Annotated in this window: 8 protein-coding genes; 2 read left to right on the forward strand and 6 right to left on the reverse strand. The window is 58.1% G+C overall.

Annotated elements, in window-relative coordinates; translation table 11 throughout:
* From GOX61_RS18910 to GOX61_RS18925, 4 genes are read right to left on the reverse strand one after another with little or no spacing between them, the layout of a single operon-like run.
* Nucleotides 1-840, reverse strand: coding sequence for a 2-keto-4-pentenoate hydratase (locus tag GOX61_RS18910; RefSeq protein WP_170336258.1), 840 nt, complete (start codon nucleotides 838-840; stop codon nucleotides 1-3).
* A gap of 13 nt (nucleotides 841-853) precedes the next feature.
* Nucleotides 854-2,890: a penicillin-binding protein 1C gene (pbpC, locus tag GOX61_RS18915; protein WP_170336260.1), complete on the reverse strand. Its 2,037-nt coding sequence runs from the start codon at nucleotides 2,888-2,890 to the stop codon at nucleotides 854-856.
* Nucleotides 2,883-3,446, reverse strand: a complete 564-nt coding sequence (locus GOX61_RS18920) for a putative glycolipid-binding domain-containing protein (RefSeq protein ID WP_170336262.1) — start codon at nucleotides 3,444-3,446, stop codon at nucleotides 2,883-2,885. The genes pbpC and GOX61_RS18920 overlap by 8 nt, the downstream gene beginning before the upstream one ends.
* Nucleotides 3,443-8,869, reverse strand: a complete 5,427-nt coding sequence (locus tag GOX61_RS18925; protein ID WP_170336263.1) for an alpha-2-macroglobulin family protein — start codon at nucleotides 8,867-8,869, stop codon at nucleotides 3,443-3,445. The genes GOX61_RS18920 and GOX61_RS18925 overlap by 4 nt, the downstream gene beginning before the upstream one ends.
* A 115-nt stretch (nucleotides 8,870-8,984) precedes the next feature.
* Here GOX61_RS18925 and GOX61_RS18930 point away from each other — a divergent pair, with 115 nt between their 5' ends.
* Nucleotides 8,985-11,198, forward strand: coding sequence for a response regulator (locus GOX61_RS18930; protein ID WP_170336265.1), 2,214 nt, complete (start codon nucleotides 8,985-8,987; stop codon nucleotides 11,196-11,198).
* A gap of 9 nt (nucleotides 11,199-11,207) precedes the next feature.
* Nucleotides 11,208-11,669, forward strand: a complete 462-nt coding sequence (locus GOX61_RS18935) for a VOC family protein (protein WP_170336267.1) — start codon at nucleotides 11,208-11,210, stop codon at nucleotides 11,667-11,669.
* On the opposite strand, the gene yaaA is transcribed toward GOX61_RS18935, so the two are convergent.
* Together yaaA and recQ are read right to left on the reverse strand one after the other, a co-directional pair.
* Nucleotides 11,660-12,430 (reverse strand): peroxide stress protein YaaA, encoded by a 771-nt coding sequence (gene yaaA, locus GOX61_RS18940; protein WP_170336269.1) that lies wholly within the window; start codon nucleotides 12,428-12,430, stop codon nucleotides 11,660-11,662. The two genes, GOX61_RS18935 and yaaA, sit on opposite strands and share 10 nt — an antisense overlap.
* A 33-nt stretch (nucleotides 12,431-12,463) precedes the next feature.
* Nucleotides 12,464-14,503, reverse strand: a complete 2,040-nt coding sequence (gene recQ / locus GOX61_RS18945) for a DNA helicase RecQ (protein WP_170336271.1) — start codon at nucleotides 14,501-14,503, stop codon at nucleotides 12,464-12,466.
* Between the last annotated feature and the right edge of the window lie 25 nt (nucleotides 14,504-14,528).

Genomic DNA, 14,528 nt, shown 5'->3' on the forward strand with positions numbered 1-14,528 from the left:
CTATTCGAATTTCACGCTTACTTTGGGATTGCCGGGCAGACCGTCATAGGTCACCGATGCGCCGCCATTGCCTTTGGCCGGCGGAAACAATGGCCCGAATGATCCGACCGAAATCAGGTCACCAGGTTTGAACTCGATACCTTTTGACATCAGCCAAAGGGCGGCGTTCGCCGGATGGCCCATGACCGCTGCGCCCGGAGCCTGCGCCAGAACTTCACCATCTGCCGCACTGAGTGTCACAGTCATGTTCTGAAGTGCCTGTGTCATCGCCGCCGGATCAGAAACCGGAATATCAGACCCTAATATGCCCAATTTTGGCGCAACGCCGATCGCTGTCAGCGTGACTGGCGTGATCGGTTCACCCTCGGCCAACGTCAGATCGGGCAATTCGATGAAGGGGCGGACTGAACTAATATGGGCCATAACCCCTTGGGGTGTGTCTGCTTCATTGATGGCTGCATCACCAACGACGAGGATCAGGTCGGCTTCGAATACGGGTCGCGCGCCCCATTGGATTGGGACGGTCGCACCGTCCTCCAACATCATGTCACGGAACAGAACGCCCTGTACCGGCTCTGACGCCCCGAACCGTTCTTGCGCAGGTTTGCTCGTCAGCCCGGCCTTGTACCCGACGACCGGGCCAAGATGCGGCTCCATCGCGGTGACCAGTTTGGCCTGAGTACAAAGCGCGTCGTCGATGGTTCCACCGGGAACAAGCGCCGAAGTTGCAGTGTTGGAGAGATAGTCCTGCACAAAGCCTGCGATCTCGGCATCTGATGCACAATCTGCTGAGGCCTGCGATGCCAGAACTGTAGCGAGTAACAATGATGAACAGCGCATTTTAGGCACCCTTTCACTCAATTTGAATCGAAACCCGGTCGGACTGTCCCTTCGCATCAACAACAACCAGCGAAGCGAAACCGCGCCCGGGGTTGGGGATCTCAAACTCTCGCTGGCGTTGTCCCGTCAGGATCGGCATCCCGTCGGCAAGGACTGAAAATGGACGCGAGCCACCGCGCAGTTTGATGGTAAGCGTGTCACTATGTGTCTCTAATACTGCACCATCAGGGGGAAACAACACCTGTGGTGCGGTTGCATTATCAGCGAAAGCAGCCGAGCGCGGCCGGAATCTCTGCAGCGGAGCGGGCAATTCAGCGGCGCCCACAATCAAGGTCGAAGGGGGTGGGGGCGCGAGCGGCTCAAAATCCGGTTTAAGGCGTCCAAAAGCCTCGAACAACAATGGCGCGGCCAGTTCACCACCAAAGGCTCCGGGCACCGGCGTGCCATCCGCCCGTCCCAGCCAGACACCGATGACATGCTGCCCGTCATACCCAATGGCCCAGGCATCCCGATGTCCGTAAGAGGTGCCGGTTTTGTAAGCCAGCACGCCGGGAGGAGCCCCGGGAGGCGGGTTGAGCCCCGACAGGATGTTCCCGATCTGCCAGGCGGCTGGTTCTGTCAGAATACGCTGGGTCTGTGATTGCTCGCTCAATTCCAGATGATGCAGAACGGGGCCTTCCCCTCCTGCCGCCATTGCTGTGTAGAGTTGAACGAGGTCTTGCAGGCTGAGACCAACGCCGCCCAGAGAAATGGCAAGGCCCGGTGTCCCGCCGGGCAGTTTTGGCGCGGTTTTGGCTTTCCGCAGAGCATCCATGACGCGGGCGGGACCCAACTCGTGTGTCAGGCGAATTACGGGGATATTCAGAGATAGCTGCAGCGCCTCGCGTATACGTATCTCACCCCGGAACACACCGTCAAAATTGCGCGGGGCGTAGCGCCCGAACATGACCGGGCTGTCGCTGATCAGGGTCTCGGGATGCGCAAGCCCCTGATCGAAGGCAAGGCCGTATACCAGAGGTTTCAAGGTTGATCCCGGCGAACGCAGCGCTTGGGTCATGTCGACAAATCCCTGACGGGCATCCGCATACCCTGCCGATCCGACCGAGGCGAGGATTTTACCGCTGTGAAGGTCCGCCACAATCAGCGCCCCTGAAACACGTGGCCCCGCACCTGCTGCCGTTCGTGCAACAAGCGGTTCCAACTGAGCTTGCAGCGCTGCATCCAGCGTCAGGTCATGGGTCATCACCTCGGGGTTTTGCCGACGAACTCGATCTGTAAGGTGAGCTGCCAGTTGTGGAAACGGACGCATTCTCTGGGGAACTGGCTCGGATGACGCCGCCTGCGCCTCAGATCGGTTCAGAACACCTTGTCTTTCCATGCGATGCAGAACCCGGTCACGCGATGCTCGGGCGGTTTCGGGTTTCCGATCTGGTCGGCGTGCCTCGGGTGATTGTGGCAGCGCCACCAGCAACGCAGCCTGTGCAGGTGTGAGGCGGACAGGATCTTTGCCGAACCAGGCGCGCGATCCCGCGCGAATCCCTTCGAGGTTGCCACCATAGGGGGCGTGGGTCAGATAGAGGGTCAGAATCTGCTCTTTGTTGAGACGCTGTTCCAACGCCAATGCGACTCTAATCTGGCGGATTTTGCCACGCCAGCGTCCGGTTGTGCCATCCTCGAGCAATCGTGCAACCTGCATGGTCAACGTTGATCCGCCCGAAACAGTACGACCGTTCAACAGCGCTTGCCCGGTCGCACGCAGCATGGCCAAAAGATCGACGCCTGAATGGATCCAGAACCTTTTGTCCTCGTACCGAACCAGCATATCGACAAAATCGCGATCCACTGATCCGGGGTGCAGGCGCCAGATGCCGTCCTCGACCGGAAAGGCCCGAAGCAGGTTGCCATTCCGGTCGCGCATCTCAACCGAGCTTTCTGCGAGGATCGGCGGCAATATGGTCGCGTTCACCCAGTCATTCAGCCGATCCCGGGTAAAAGCGGTCAAATAAAGCAACCCCGCGAGACACAGCAGTAATCTGGTTGCCTTAGGCATCGACCCATCCTTCCCAGAGTTCGGGATAGTGGGTTACGAAGCCGGACGAATGAACCTGCAGATCAGCTTCAAAATTCGTTGAAGAATACCGGACCAGTTCTTGCGAGAGGCAACTGTAAATCTGGTCTAGCTGCGCGATCGACGCGAGATCAGGTTTCAGCCAGGCTGCCTTAACGGGTGCGCTCGCGGTATTCCTCAGACCCAGTCGGCGCAATGGCAAGAGGTTTGTGGCTGGCGTGAAACTCAGGTCAAGATCAATGCAGTCGGCGGTGTTTTCCTGCAGTTTATCATTCAGAAACCAGCCCTCGGCAGTTCGATGAAGACGCAAGGCGATATCGCGGCCACCAAACTCACCCCCAACATCCGCAGACAGGCTATGCCAGTCAGGATCGCAGCGCACATCATAGGTCAGGCAATGATCGATGCTGCCATCGTGCCAGATTGCCTGACCGACCAGAATCCAGCCACTGTCCAGCTGAGACAGGGTGCAGCGGTCCGTGCCCTGCTGATCCAGCCGCCGCCAATGGGCTGTGGCGATGGCTGCGCGGCCTGTCATTTCACTGCGACCCGGCCTGTATCCGTCCGGGCACGGTTCTGGGGCCGATACATATCCTCAACCGATGCAGCGGGATGATGGAACTCACCCGGGGTGACCGCTCGCGCAACATAGGCCAATGTCACGGGTTGGCGGCCAAAGGCGTCAACAGCGGCAAGGAACCTGTCTGAACGGAACTCGGTATGCGTCGCCTCGGATAGGTTCAGCCAGTCCAGTGAACGCACATCGCCCGAGCGCAACAGGTTGGGGTTGTCGATCTCAATGCCTGCGGCCAGTGGATCATCAATCATCAGCCGTGCACCGCCATTTTCAAACGGTGTGACAGTCAGGACAGTGACAAACCGATCGCCGACAACAAACTCATCTGCATTCAGCGGCTCGCCTTCCATCGAGTAATATTGACGGTCGATGGCATAGCCCGTCCCGCCAGCTTCGGGCGCGATTTCGGGGATACCTGATACCGTCAGCGTGATGTCGGTTGTTTCACCATCTGCTGCGGTGATGTTCAGAACATCATCCGAACCGGTTTCAAGAACCTGAACGAACGGCCCATCAACGGTTGAACCGTTGACCCGCAGCCCGGATTGCTCGGGGGTTGAGATCAGTGCATGCGCGGCAAGCAGGGACCAAGCCGCCTCTTGCGTCGAACGGTAAGTCCGCCCGGCGCTGACCCGCTGGATCAGGGTATCCCGGTCGATGACCTCACTGCCGGCATCAACCGCGAGTGTCAGCAGACCCGCCGCATCCCGCAGGTTTGTGCCGTAGTCAGCCCGCCAAGTATATTGGTCTTGTATCGGGCGCTGGGCCAGCATCTGTGCGGCCCGGCTGAACATCGCATCAGCCCGGGTCTGATCCCCGTACGAGGCCAGTGCCGATCCAAGCTGTGCAGCGGCCAGTGGGGTATCAAATGCGTCGCCCTTGACGTCCGCGTAATAGCGCAGATCGCCCATCGAGGCCGCACCTTCCCGCGCCAATACCATCAGCGCATAGGCGATATCCTGACCGCCTTCATCGAAATCAGGGGCATAGTTGATGCGATTGCGTAGGTTATCCATTGCCTGTGCAAAGGCCCGGTCCGGAACCTCATGACCCTGCGCACGCGCGCGCGACAGGAAGTCGGTGACATAGGCATCCAGCCAAAAATCACCGCTTTCAGCCCGCCACAATCCGAACGCACCGTTCGAGGCCTGACGCGTCAGGACGCTGCGGATCGAGTCGTTGATGCGTTTGTCGACCTGAGGCCCATTACCCAGCCCTGAGGCCTGTGCGACAGAAGACAGATACAGCAGCGGCAGCGCCTTACTGGTGATCTGTTCGGTGCAGCCATAGGGATATCGGTTTAACTGATCCAGCAGGCCCGGAGTGTCGAATTTGGCCAGAGGACCGGCGGATAATATGGCCCCGGCCGTACCTGGTCGAAACCCTTCGAACACATCTTGCGAGAACAGGAAGCTTTCCCCGGATCCAAGCGAAAACCGCCGTGTCAGAGCCACAACTGGATCATTCGCGCGAACAGGCATCCGCAAGGTCTGCGACAAATCCCGACCATCCGGAGTGGTGATCGAAACGCTGATTTCAGGATCGCCAACCACGTTCGCGCGGATCGGCACCTCAAAAACGGCTTTGCCGCCGGCATCCAGTGTGAAGGTGCCGGGTGCAGTTCCAAGCTCAAGTCCGTTTGAAGCTGCCAGACCCAGCGCCATTTCACCGGCCGGACCATCCGCATGTATGATTTCCAGCAGCATCCGGCTTTGGTCGCCGGGGGCAAGGAAACGCGGCAGGCTTGCAGTGACAACGACCGGGTCGCGAACAATCATCTCGGCCTCAGCCTGCCCCACCGCAGATTTGGACCAGGCAACCGCCATCAGCCGCACGGTACCATTGAAGGCTGGTAGCGGGATATCGATCAAGGCTTCACCGTTTTCGTTCACCTGAACCGGTCCGCTGAAAACTGCCATCAGATCCTGCGTCGGAGGAGGTGATTGGCGCCGCATCCCGGCATCATTGTCACCACCCGATCGAATGGTTCCCATTGCGCCGTTCATGCCATCAATCAGGCGGCCGTATACGTCACGCAGTTCGACACCCAACCGGCGTTGTCCGAAATAGTATCCCTGCGGGTTAGGGCTCTTGAAACCGGTGAGGTTCAGGATGCCGACATCTACCGCTGCGACTGTCAGCCAGACAGGATCACCTTTGGTGTAGTTTTCGACTTTGACGTGGGCTTCTTGCGTGTGTCGGGGCGCGCTGACCTCGGGCACGTCGATACTGACATTCAGCTTGCGAACTCCCGGATCGATGGTGGCATGTGCCACGCCCATGGAGCGGGCTGGATTTTGCCCGGCGGTGACATCCATGGGGCGGATGACTGTCGCCGTGACGTAGGCACCAGTGCCCCAATCTTCGGTGATCTCCAGTGGGATTACGCTTTCACCCTCTGGGACGTCTATCATCTGGCGGTGAATCAGCCGGTTCGATAGAACCTCGATCTGTGCGATGCCTGCCATGCGCGGTACGATCCGCAATTGTGCCATTTCCCTCGGGCGATAGCTGTCGCGATCCAGCGACATTTCCAGCCTGTCTGGTGAGGTCGAAGCATCTGCGGCCTGGTACCAGCCCGCATAAAAATCGACAGCCGATTCTACATAAGTGCCATCCACGCGCTGTACGACCAATTCATATCGACCCCAGTCGACCGGCTGGTTCAGCGTCAATGGCTCAGACGTGAAATCAACCTCACCCGTCGCCACGCGGGTACGTCGGGTGGTTGGTTCCCAATTCCAGTTTCCATAGAGCTGATACCATTGATAGCGTGTTTCGACCCGGTTCAGTGTCCAGCGCAGGCGCATTGGATTGGGTGAAAGATCAGGGGACAACCCGACGATCTGGAAGGATGCCTCTGTGCCCTCAGTGATCACGTCATCAAACATGGGTTTGATGCCAATTACCGATTGGGGCGGCAGGACGGGTGCAGTGAGGCGACGTTCGACCGGGCGGCCTGATCCATCCGCCAATCGGGCAATAACCGTTGCCTCGATTGGTTTTCCTTCAGTCTCTAAATTGGGGATTTCAATCGGAATCGTGGCGAGGCCTGCAGCATCAGTACGCGCATCTCCGAAGTAACTGCTTTTGGTTGAAATCTCGGCATCATAGCGACCAAAACGGTATCCATCATAGCCGGGAACGGTTTCAGCAGGGCGCGCAATCACCTGTCCGTCGATGGTCAGGTCGGAACCCGGGGCGCCAAACAGATAATGGGCATCAATCTTCAGCGGCGGCGTGTCGCCCGGACGTAGGGGTGCATTTGGCAGGGTAAGTTCAAAGTCGATGCGTTCAGGCAGAAAATCTTCGACCAGAACGGTTTCACGCGCTAGCGCCTCACCCTTTGGGTCCGACTTAATCTCGATCCGCCATGCACCGCGCGGCACATCCGCTGCGACGGGCAGCGCAAAGACATGCCCCCCAGCCACGCCGCCATCCGAAATGACGCGTCGATATTCAACCCCGTCAGGTCGATGCAGGATCGCGGTCAGCGGCAGACCTTCAATCGCCTGTGCCGTACCATCGCGCGACAGGGCTGTGACATGGATTGTCTCGCCCGCGCGATAAGCGCCGCGATCGGTGGTCAGGAAAACATCCACCGGACCGGCGGGCGCACGGCCCTCGACGCCACGATCCGATAAATCAAAGGCGGGATCGGTCAGTGACAAGAAGCTGAAATCTGCATCACCATCCGTTGCCATGACCAACGCAGGCGCGCTCGCCCCGGTTCCCCGGGTCAGACCGGGATCAAAACGCGCATACCCTTGGGCATCCGTTTGGGCGGTTGCGATCACTGCGTTGGCGTTGGACACAAGCGATACATCGATACCCTCACGTGGCTCTGCATTATGAAGCCCGCGAACGGCGACATGCAGACCATCGGTGCCAAGCGCTGTGCTGATTCCCAGATCGGACAGAACAAACCACTGGGTCGCCCCCGGATCATCATAAGGATCCGCCCCGGGAACCCGAGCAGTCAAAGCATATATGCCTGCCGGCTGCTCTGCGATTGCCTCGGCCATAGGCAGGCGGGCGGTCATGTCCTGGTTCAGCTCTGAAGCGACCTGCGCAGTACCAGTCCAGATCTCTTCGGCGATTTCGTCCGAGAACTCCTCTTCTTCCCATTGGCTAAGCGGACGGCCAAAGAAATCCTGTTGCACGGAACGCAGCAGATTGCGGTCGCTGACCCGGCGCAATGTCAGGTCCAATGTTGTGGTATTCACTGTCTCGATCGGCAAAGCGGCGTCTGCGGATTTTGGCAGCAGATAGCTGCGACCCGGAAACCGGACCGACGGCGCACGATCGCGTACATAATGCGTCAGCTCCACATCGCGGTTCAGGGTTTCGCCGGATGCAGAAGGCAGACCTTGTCGGAGGGTCATGCGGTAGCGCTTGCCGTGTTCAACGCCGTCAACACAGAGCTGAGACCCATCGGCTTGTACCACCAACCCGTCATCATTGCGTTGTACGAAGGGGTCGTAGTCAACGCCCGCTTTGATCAGTTTTTCTGAAAACTCGACACAGATGCGAGGTGCAGCAGCGTTGCTTTCGACACTGCTGTCGACAACGCGGAATCCGTATTTCCCGATCGCATCGGTCAGCGCCGCCAGCACATCCTCGCGCGACTGGACTTGTTCAGCCAGTCTCAGGGCGGGGATCATATCCCGACCGCGTTCGCTTTCTTCAAGCGCATTTGCCATCACCATAAGCGCGGCGATCTGTGTTCCGGGGTTTTCGGCACGCAGGTACCCGTTGATCGACGCATTCAGCGCACGCTTCCTCATTTCTCGCTTTTCATTCCAGCCAGACGGTGAAATGGCCAATAGCAATCGGGCGTATTCGACCCAGAGATCGGGCGCATCGCTAAGCGACACTGCAATACCGGTCCATTGCATTGCCTGCGTTGCATTGCTGGCATTTCTTGCAGCCCCCAGTACGGCATTCAGATCTTGTCCACCTGCGGTGTGAAGAAAACCCAGATCCCGGGATTGTTGGCGAGCGCTTTCAAGATCGGATGGGCGCAGAAACCCAAGGGCTTCGGCGCGCGTTCTCGCTAGTGTTAGGGTCTGTTCTGGCGTCGAGATCTTTTGGGCGGACAACGCGCCTTCGTAAGGTTCCTGACGGTTTACGCCGCTCTTGGGGAAACAGGCATCTGAACGGGTATTGTAGGTAAATGCAGTACAGTTTGCGTTAGCCGAACAGGCCTGAATGCACGATTTCAAATCGGTATCGAACAGCGCATCCAGATCCGAGCCATAAAAGTCCGCATCCCGTGTGGTGATATAGCGAAATTCAGGCACCGAAGACTGGGCCTGAACCAGAGCGGTTTGCAGAAAAATTGAAAGAAAATAAACAATTGAAGTCAAAACAAAGCGGCGCATCACGACCTCCTATTTGGCAAGATCGTCGCATGAGCGCCCTTTCCATTGCAACGGCTTAAACACTTTTTCACGCTCTGCCGGAATGCTGTCTTCAGACTGACCCGGGATAAGACAGATGAGTCTTGCAGACAAACTTGCAAAAGAACGGCGCGCCAGATTGGCGGCAGAGCGATTGCTTGACCTCAAGCAGGCAGAATTGTCTGCAGCAAATCGCAAACTGGGCCGTCACGCCATGGCACTGACACGGCAAATAGGCGAAACGCAGGCCGAAGTGGCAACCGTTAGGGATGAAAACGAAAAGGTCAAATCCGACCTGACAGTTGCAAACGCCAAGATCGAAGTCGCCGAGCGCCGATTGTGGCATTCGATTCAGACCATACAGGACGGGTTTGCCTTTTTTGACGGCGATAGTCGGTTGATTAGCGCCAACACCGCGTATCTGAGCGTGTTCGAGGGGCTGGAAGAGGTCGCGCCTGGTATCTCCTATACTCGAATGCTTGAGCTTATGACGCGTGAGGGCATTGTTGATATCGGCTCGGAACCAGTTGAGGAATGGCAGGCCAGAATGCTGGCGCGCTGGGCGCGGACAAACCCGCCACCCATCGTTATTCAACTGTGGAACGGTCAATACATCAAGTTGATCGATCAGCGCGGGCAGGGCGGCGATGTAGTGAGTCTTGCCCTGAACATCACATCTTCGGTCCGGCATGAGGCCGAGTTGAACGCCGCGCGCGAACGGGCTGAGGCAGCCAACCGGGCAAAGTCAGCTTTTCTGGCCAACATGAGCCACGAAATCCGGACACCGATGAACGGGATCGTCGGGATGACAGAGTTGCTGACCGAAACACCTCTGGGTGAGGAGCAGCGCCTCTATGTCAACACGATCCGGAACTCGGGTGAGGCATTGCTGGTCATTATCAATGATGTTCTTGATTACTCCAAGATCGAAGCGGACAAGCTGACCCTGCATCCCGAACAGTTTGATCTGGAGCGTTGTATTCTTGAAGTGGCGATGCTGCTTCAGCCCAGCGTTCGGGACAAAGGGCTGACGCTGCTGGTCGATTACGATCTGTTTCTGCCCACTTTGTTTGTCGGCGATCCAGGCAGGGTTCGACAGATACTGACCAATCTGGTGGGCAATGCGGTCAAGTTCACCTCGCACGGGCATGTCCTGATCCGCGTGACCGGTGTTCCCAACGTTGAGGCGCAGACCTGCGACATTCACATCGCGATCGAAGATACCGGGATCGGCATTGAGGCTGAAAAGATCAGCCACATTTTTGGCGAGTTCAATCAGGTAGAAAATGAAAAGAACCGCGAATTCGAAGGCACCGGACTTGGTTTGGCCATCACCAAACGCCTGATCACGATGATGGGCGGAACGGTCTGGGTCGAAAGTGATTTGGGTGAGGGATCATGTTTTGGTTTCCGGGTAACCTTGCCCACAGCCGAGGGGCCACAACCCGTACCGCCCGATCTGGCGGATCGTTTGAAACATGTCCTGGTGGTCGAAGATCTTGCCGCCAATCGGGCCATCCTCAGCAAGCAGCTGCGCAGGCTGGGATCCAGGGTGACGGTTTGTGAAACCGGGGCTGAGGCGCTTTCGTGTGTGGATGACACAGTCGACCTGCTTTTGTGCGACCATGATCTGCCTGATATGGATGGGCTGGAGCTTGCTGCAACCTTAAGCGATCGGGGCTGGGTCGACCTTCCTATTGTTGTGATGTCAGCCAATCCGGGCATGATACACGCCGATCCTGCGCATCGCCTGATTGAAGGTGTGTTGCAAAAGCCCATTCCCCGGGCCGAGCTTTACACGCGCCTGATGGCTCTTGGGACATCGACATTTGAACCGACTGAACTCAGCATTCTAGAAACAGAGGTGACTTTGTCACCGCGCAGTTCAGAAGGGCAGAGAATGATGCGTGTGCTCGCGGCTGAGGACAACCGTACCAATCAGTTGATCCTCAAAAAGATGACCAAGGATCTGAACATCAACCTGCAATTCGTATCGAACGGGCTGGAAGCCGTTGATGCTTTCGGCGATTTTGACCCTGATCTGATTTTCATGGACATCTCGATGCCTGGAATGGATGGCAAGCAAGCGACGGGAGAAATTCGCCGGAGAGAGATCGGGACGGAGCGGCATGTGCCCATCGTTGCGCTAACGGCTCATGCGATGGCCGGCGATGATCAGGGCATTCTTGCTGCAGGTCTTGATCACTACCTTACCAAACCGCTGCATAAGAAGCTGATCTGTGACATGATCTCCAGCCATTGCCCGGCAGACGCCAGGCCCGTCCTTGTCGATCCTGTGGGGGATGAATAGGTTCACTGAATGAGTGATGACCGAAGTTTCCGCCCCCGTGCATTAGGTGAGATTGCAATACGTTGCGCCGACATGGGCGCGATGGTGAAATTCTACGAGCATGTGATCGGACTCGAGCGTCTGAGCGGAGATCACAACAGCGCCATCACCTTCTTTCGAATTGCCGAAGGGTTCGGTGGGCATACGCAAGTTCTGGCCCTCTTTCATCATACTGCAGCACCGCGACCGGGGCTGCATCCGACCGGGGCGGATCGGCCGGTGACCGGAGGTGCATCTGCTCTGCATCACATCGCATTGTCGCTGCCGTTTCATGAGCAGGATGCGGTGATGCGCTGGTATGACGAAATCGAGCAGCCTTATCGCGTAGAGGAATTCGGCTGGATCGGTTGGCGGGGAATATTTACCGAAGATCCCGAAGGCAACACAGTCGAACTGGTTGCCTATGACCCGTCGATGCTGGATCAGGCCTGATAAGGGCGCACAAAGACCGGTTTGTCTTCTTCTGACAACTCGGGACGATATTCATAGCCTCCGGAATCGAAATCCAACAAGCCTTTAGTATCGGTCAAGCGGTGCTGAATGATATAGCGCGCCATCGCTCCGCGTGCTTTCTTGGCAAAGAAACTGACGATCTTGGGGGTGCCGCCTTTGTCTTCCATGAATACAGGTGTGATGACCCTCAATTTCAACGCTTTAGGGTCTACTGCACCGAAGTATTCCTGGCTGGCGCAGTTCACCAATACATCTGATCCGATCTGATCACCCTGAGTATTCAGCGCTTTGCTTAGCTGATCGCGCCAGTACTCATACAGGTTCTTACCGCGCCGGGTTTTCAGCTTGCTACCCATTTCCAGCCGATACGCCTGAATCGCGTCCAGCGGGCGCAGCACACCATAAAGCCCGGACAGAATGCGCAGATGATCTTGGGCCCACGCCGTTTCATCGGCATCCAGCGAAGCAGCCTCCAAACCCTGATAGGTGTCACCGGCAAACGCCAGTGCAGCGGGTCTTGTGATACTCGCGTCGGGGGTATCCGAAAACGCGCGATACCGGTCGCGATTTAGGCGGGCCAGATCGTCGCTCAGATCCATCAGCTTTTTCAGGTCACCGAGGGTCAGGTTGCGAGCTGTTTTTGAAAGGCGAATGGCATCATCCTGAAAGGCGGGTTGCGTCGCCTCTACATCACGTTCAGCCCAGTCCAGCCGCTTGGCCGGGGAAATCACTACCAGCATATCCGCCCTCGTTCTCGCCTGTTCGGAGTGTATCTAGCTTGCCATCTGCAGCACGTCCAGAAACGCTGCGCCAAAACGTTCTGCGCGACGTTCGCCCAACAGCTGTTCCAAAGCGCGGGCGTCGCCGCTGCGCATTTGCGCAACCTTAGCCAACTGCGAAGCGGAACAGGTTAATGGCTTGTCGATCCCGTCCGGACCTCGTGACAACTGCGACTGCACTTCAAGCAACCGATCATAGATCTCGCCCTGATCGCGTCCAGCCAGCTTGCGCCGCGCTGGATGAACGGCCTTGATCGCTCCTGCGACCACCTCTAGGAACGTATCTCCGTAGCGCTCCAGCTTTTTTGCTCCAACACCACCAATCCGGGCCATGTCGTCCAGCGTCGCGGGGCGTTTCTCAGCCATCTCAATCAGTGTGCGGTCGGGAAATATGACATAGGCCGGGACCCGTGCGGATTCCGCCAGTGCGCGCCGTTTGGCCTTGAGCGCGGAAAGCAGCGGTGCGTCTTCTTCGGAAACCATCATCTTGACGGCAGGGCGGCGTCCGGCTTTGCGGAGCGTGTCCTTGCGCAGGTTGATCTGTGCCTCGCCTTTCAGGATCGGTTTGGCCGCTTCGGTCATGCGCAGCGCGCCGTGACGTTCCGGATCAGGACGCACCAGATCGTGTCCCATCATCTGTCGGAAAATAGCCTGCCATTGCGGGCGCGACCATTCCTTGCCGATCCCATAGGTCGAAAGCTCATCATGGCGCCGCGCGCGGATCTTGTCGGTTTCATTGGCCAGCAGGATGTCGATCAAATGGCCCGAGCCAAACCATTCCTCGGTTCGCAAAATTGCGGACAAAGCCATACGAACCGGGGTGGTGCCGTCAAACACCTCGGGCGGGCTGTCGCACAGATCGCATTTACCGCAGGGCGCAGCCTGTTCGCCAAAATATCCCAAAAGTGTTCGGCGGCGGCATTCCAGCGCTTCGGCCAATCCCAGCAGGGCGTTCAGCCGCGCATGATCTGCCATACGTCGTTCCGGCGGGGCCAACCCCTCGTCGATCTGCGAGCGTCGCAGGCGGATATCGTCGGGTCCGAACAGGGTCAGGGTTTCGGCAGGTCCGCCATCACGTCCGGCACGCCCAATTTCTTGATAATATGCCTCGATGGATTTGGGCAGGTCGGCATGGGCGACCCAGCGGATATCGGGCTTGTCGATACCCATGCCGAAGGCCACCGTGGCGACCACGATCAGGCCGTCTTCGCGGGCAAAGCGGGTTTCGACGATGCGGCGATCTTCGGCCTCCATGCCGCCGTGATAATAGCAGGCCGAGTGTCCTTCGGCACGCAGGGCCTGCGCCAGAACTTCGGTTTTGTTGCGGGTCCCGCAATAGACAATGCCGGACTGGGTTTTGCGGGCCTCGGCGAAATCGAGGATCTGTTTGCGGGGGCCATCTTTGGCGGCAAACGCCAGGTGGATGTTAGGGCGATCGAACCCACGCAGAAATTTGTTGGGCGCGGCACCGTCGAAGAGCTTTTCGACGATCTCGTCCTGTGTTTCGGCATCCGCTGTTGCTGTGAAAGCCGCCAAGGGCACATTTAATGCGCGGCGCAGCTCTCCGATCCGCAGGTAATCGGGGCGAAAGTCATGGCCCCACTGGCTGACGCAATGCGCCTCGTCCACTGCGATGAGGTTCACGTTGATCCGGCGGAGCATGCCCAGAGCCGACCCGGCCGCGAGGCGTTCCGGCGCCATGTAAAGCAGTTTCAGTCGCCCGGCCTCCAACGCGTCCCATACGGCATCGGTTTCTTCCGGCGTGTTGCCCGAGGTCAGCGCTCCGGCCTCGACCCCGGCCTCTTGTAGCCCGCGCACCTGATCGCGCATCAGGGCGATCAGCGGTGAGATCACCACCGTCACACCATCCCGCATCAGGGCAGGCAGTTGATAACACAGGGATTTGCCGCCACCCGTGGGCATGATCGCCAGCACATTTTCGCCTGCGGTCACGGCATCGACGATCTCTTCCTGCCCGGGGCGGAAGTCGTCGAATCCAAAGACATCTCGCAGCATAGGTGCGGCGTCGAACATGTGCGGGGTGGCCCTGTCTTAAGGT

Source organism: Ruegeria arenilitoris (assembly GCF_013030265.1).
GTDB lineage: Bacteria > Pseudomonadota > Alphaproteobacteria > Rhodobacterales > Rhodobacteraceae > Ruegeria > Ruegeria arenilitoris_E.

Excerpts from the sequence above, each read along its gene's own strand:
- GOX61_RS18910 (WP_170336258.1), bottom strand. The coding sequence starts at position 840 with ATGCGCTGTTCATCATTGTTACTCGCTACAGTTCTGGCATCGCAGGCC.
- pbpC (WP_170336260.1), bottom strand. The coding sequence starts at position 2,890 with ATGCCTAAGGCAACCAGATTACTGCTGTGTCTCGCGGGGTTGCTTTAT.
- GOX61_RS18920 (WP_170336262.1), bottom strand. The coding sequence starts at position 3,446 with ATGACAGGCCGCGCAGCCATCGCCACAGCCCATTGGCGGCGGCTGGAT.
- GOX61_RS18925 (WP_170336263.1), bottom strand. The coding sequence starts at position 8,869 with ATGCGCCGCTTTGTTTTGACTTCAATTGTTTATTTTCTTTCAATTTTT.
- GOX61_RS18930 (WP_170336265.1), top strand. The coding sequence starts at position 8,985 with ATGAGTCTTGCAGACAAACTTGCAAAAGAACGGCGCGCCAGATTGGCG.
- GOX61_RS18935 (WP_170336267.1), top strand. The coding sequence starts at position 11,208 with ATGAGTGATGACCGAAGTTTCCGCCCCCGTGCATTAGGTGAGATTGCA.
- yaaA (WP_170336269.1), bottom strand. The coding sequence starts at position 12,430 with ATGCTGGTAGTGATTTCCCCGGCCAAGCGGCTGGACTGGGCTGAACGT.
- recQ (WP_170336271.1), bottom strand. The coding sequence starts at position 14,503 with ATGTTCGACGCCGCACCTATGCTGCGAGATGTCTTTGGATTCGACGAC.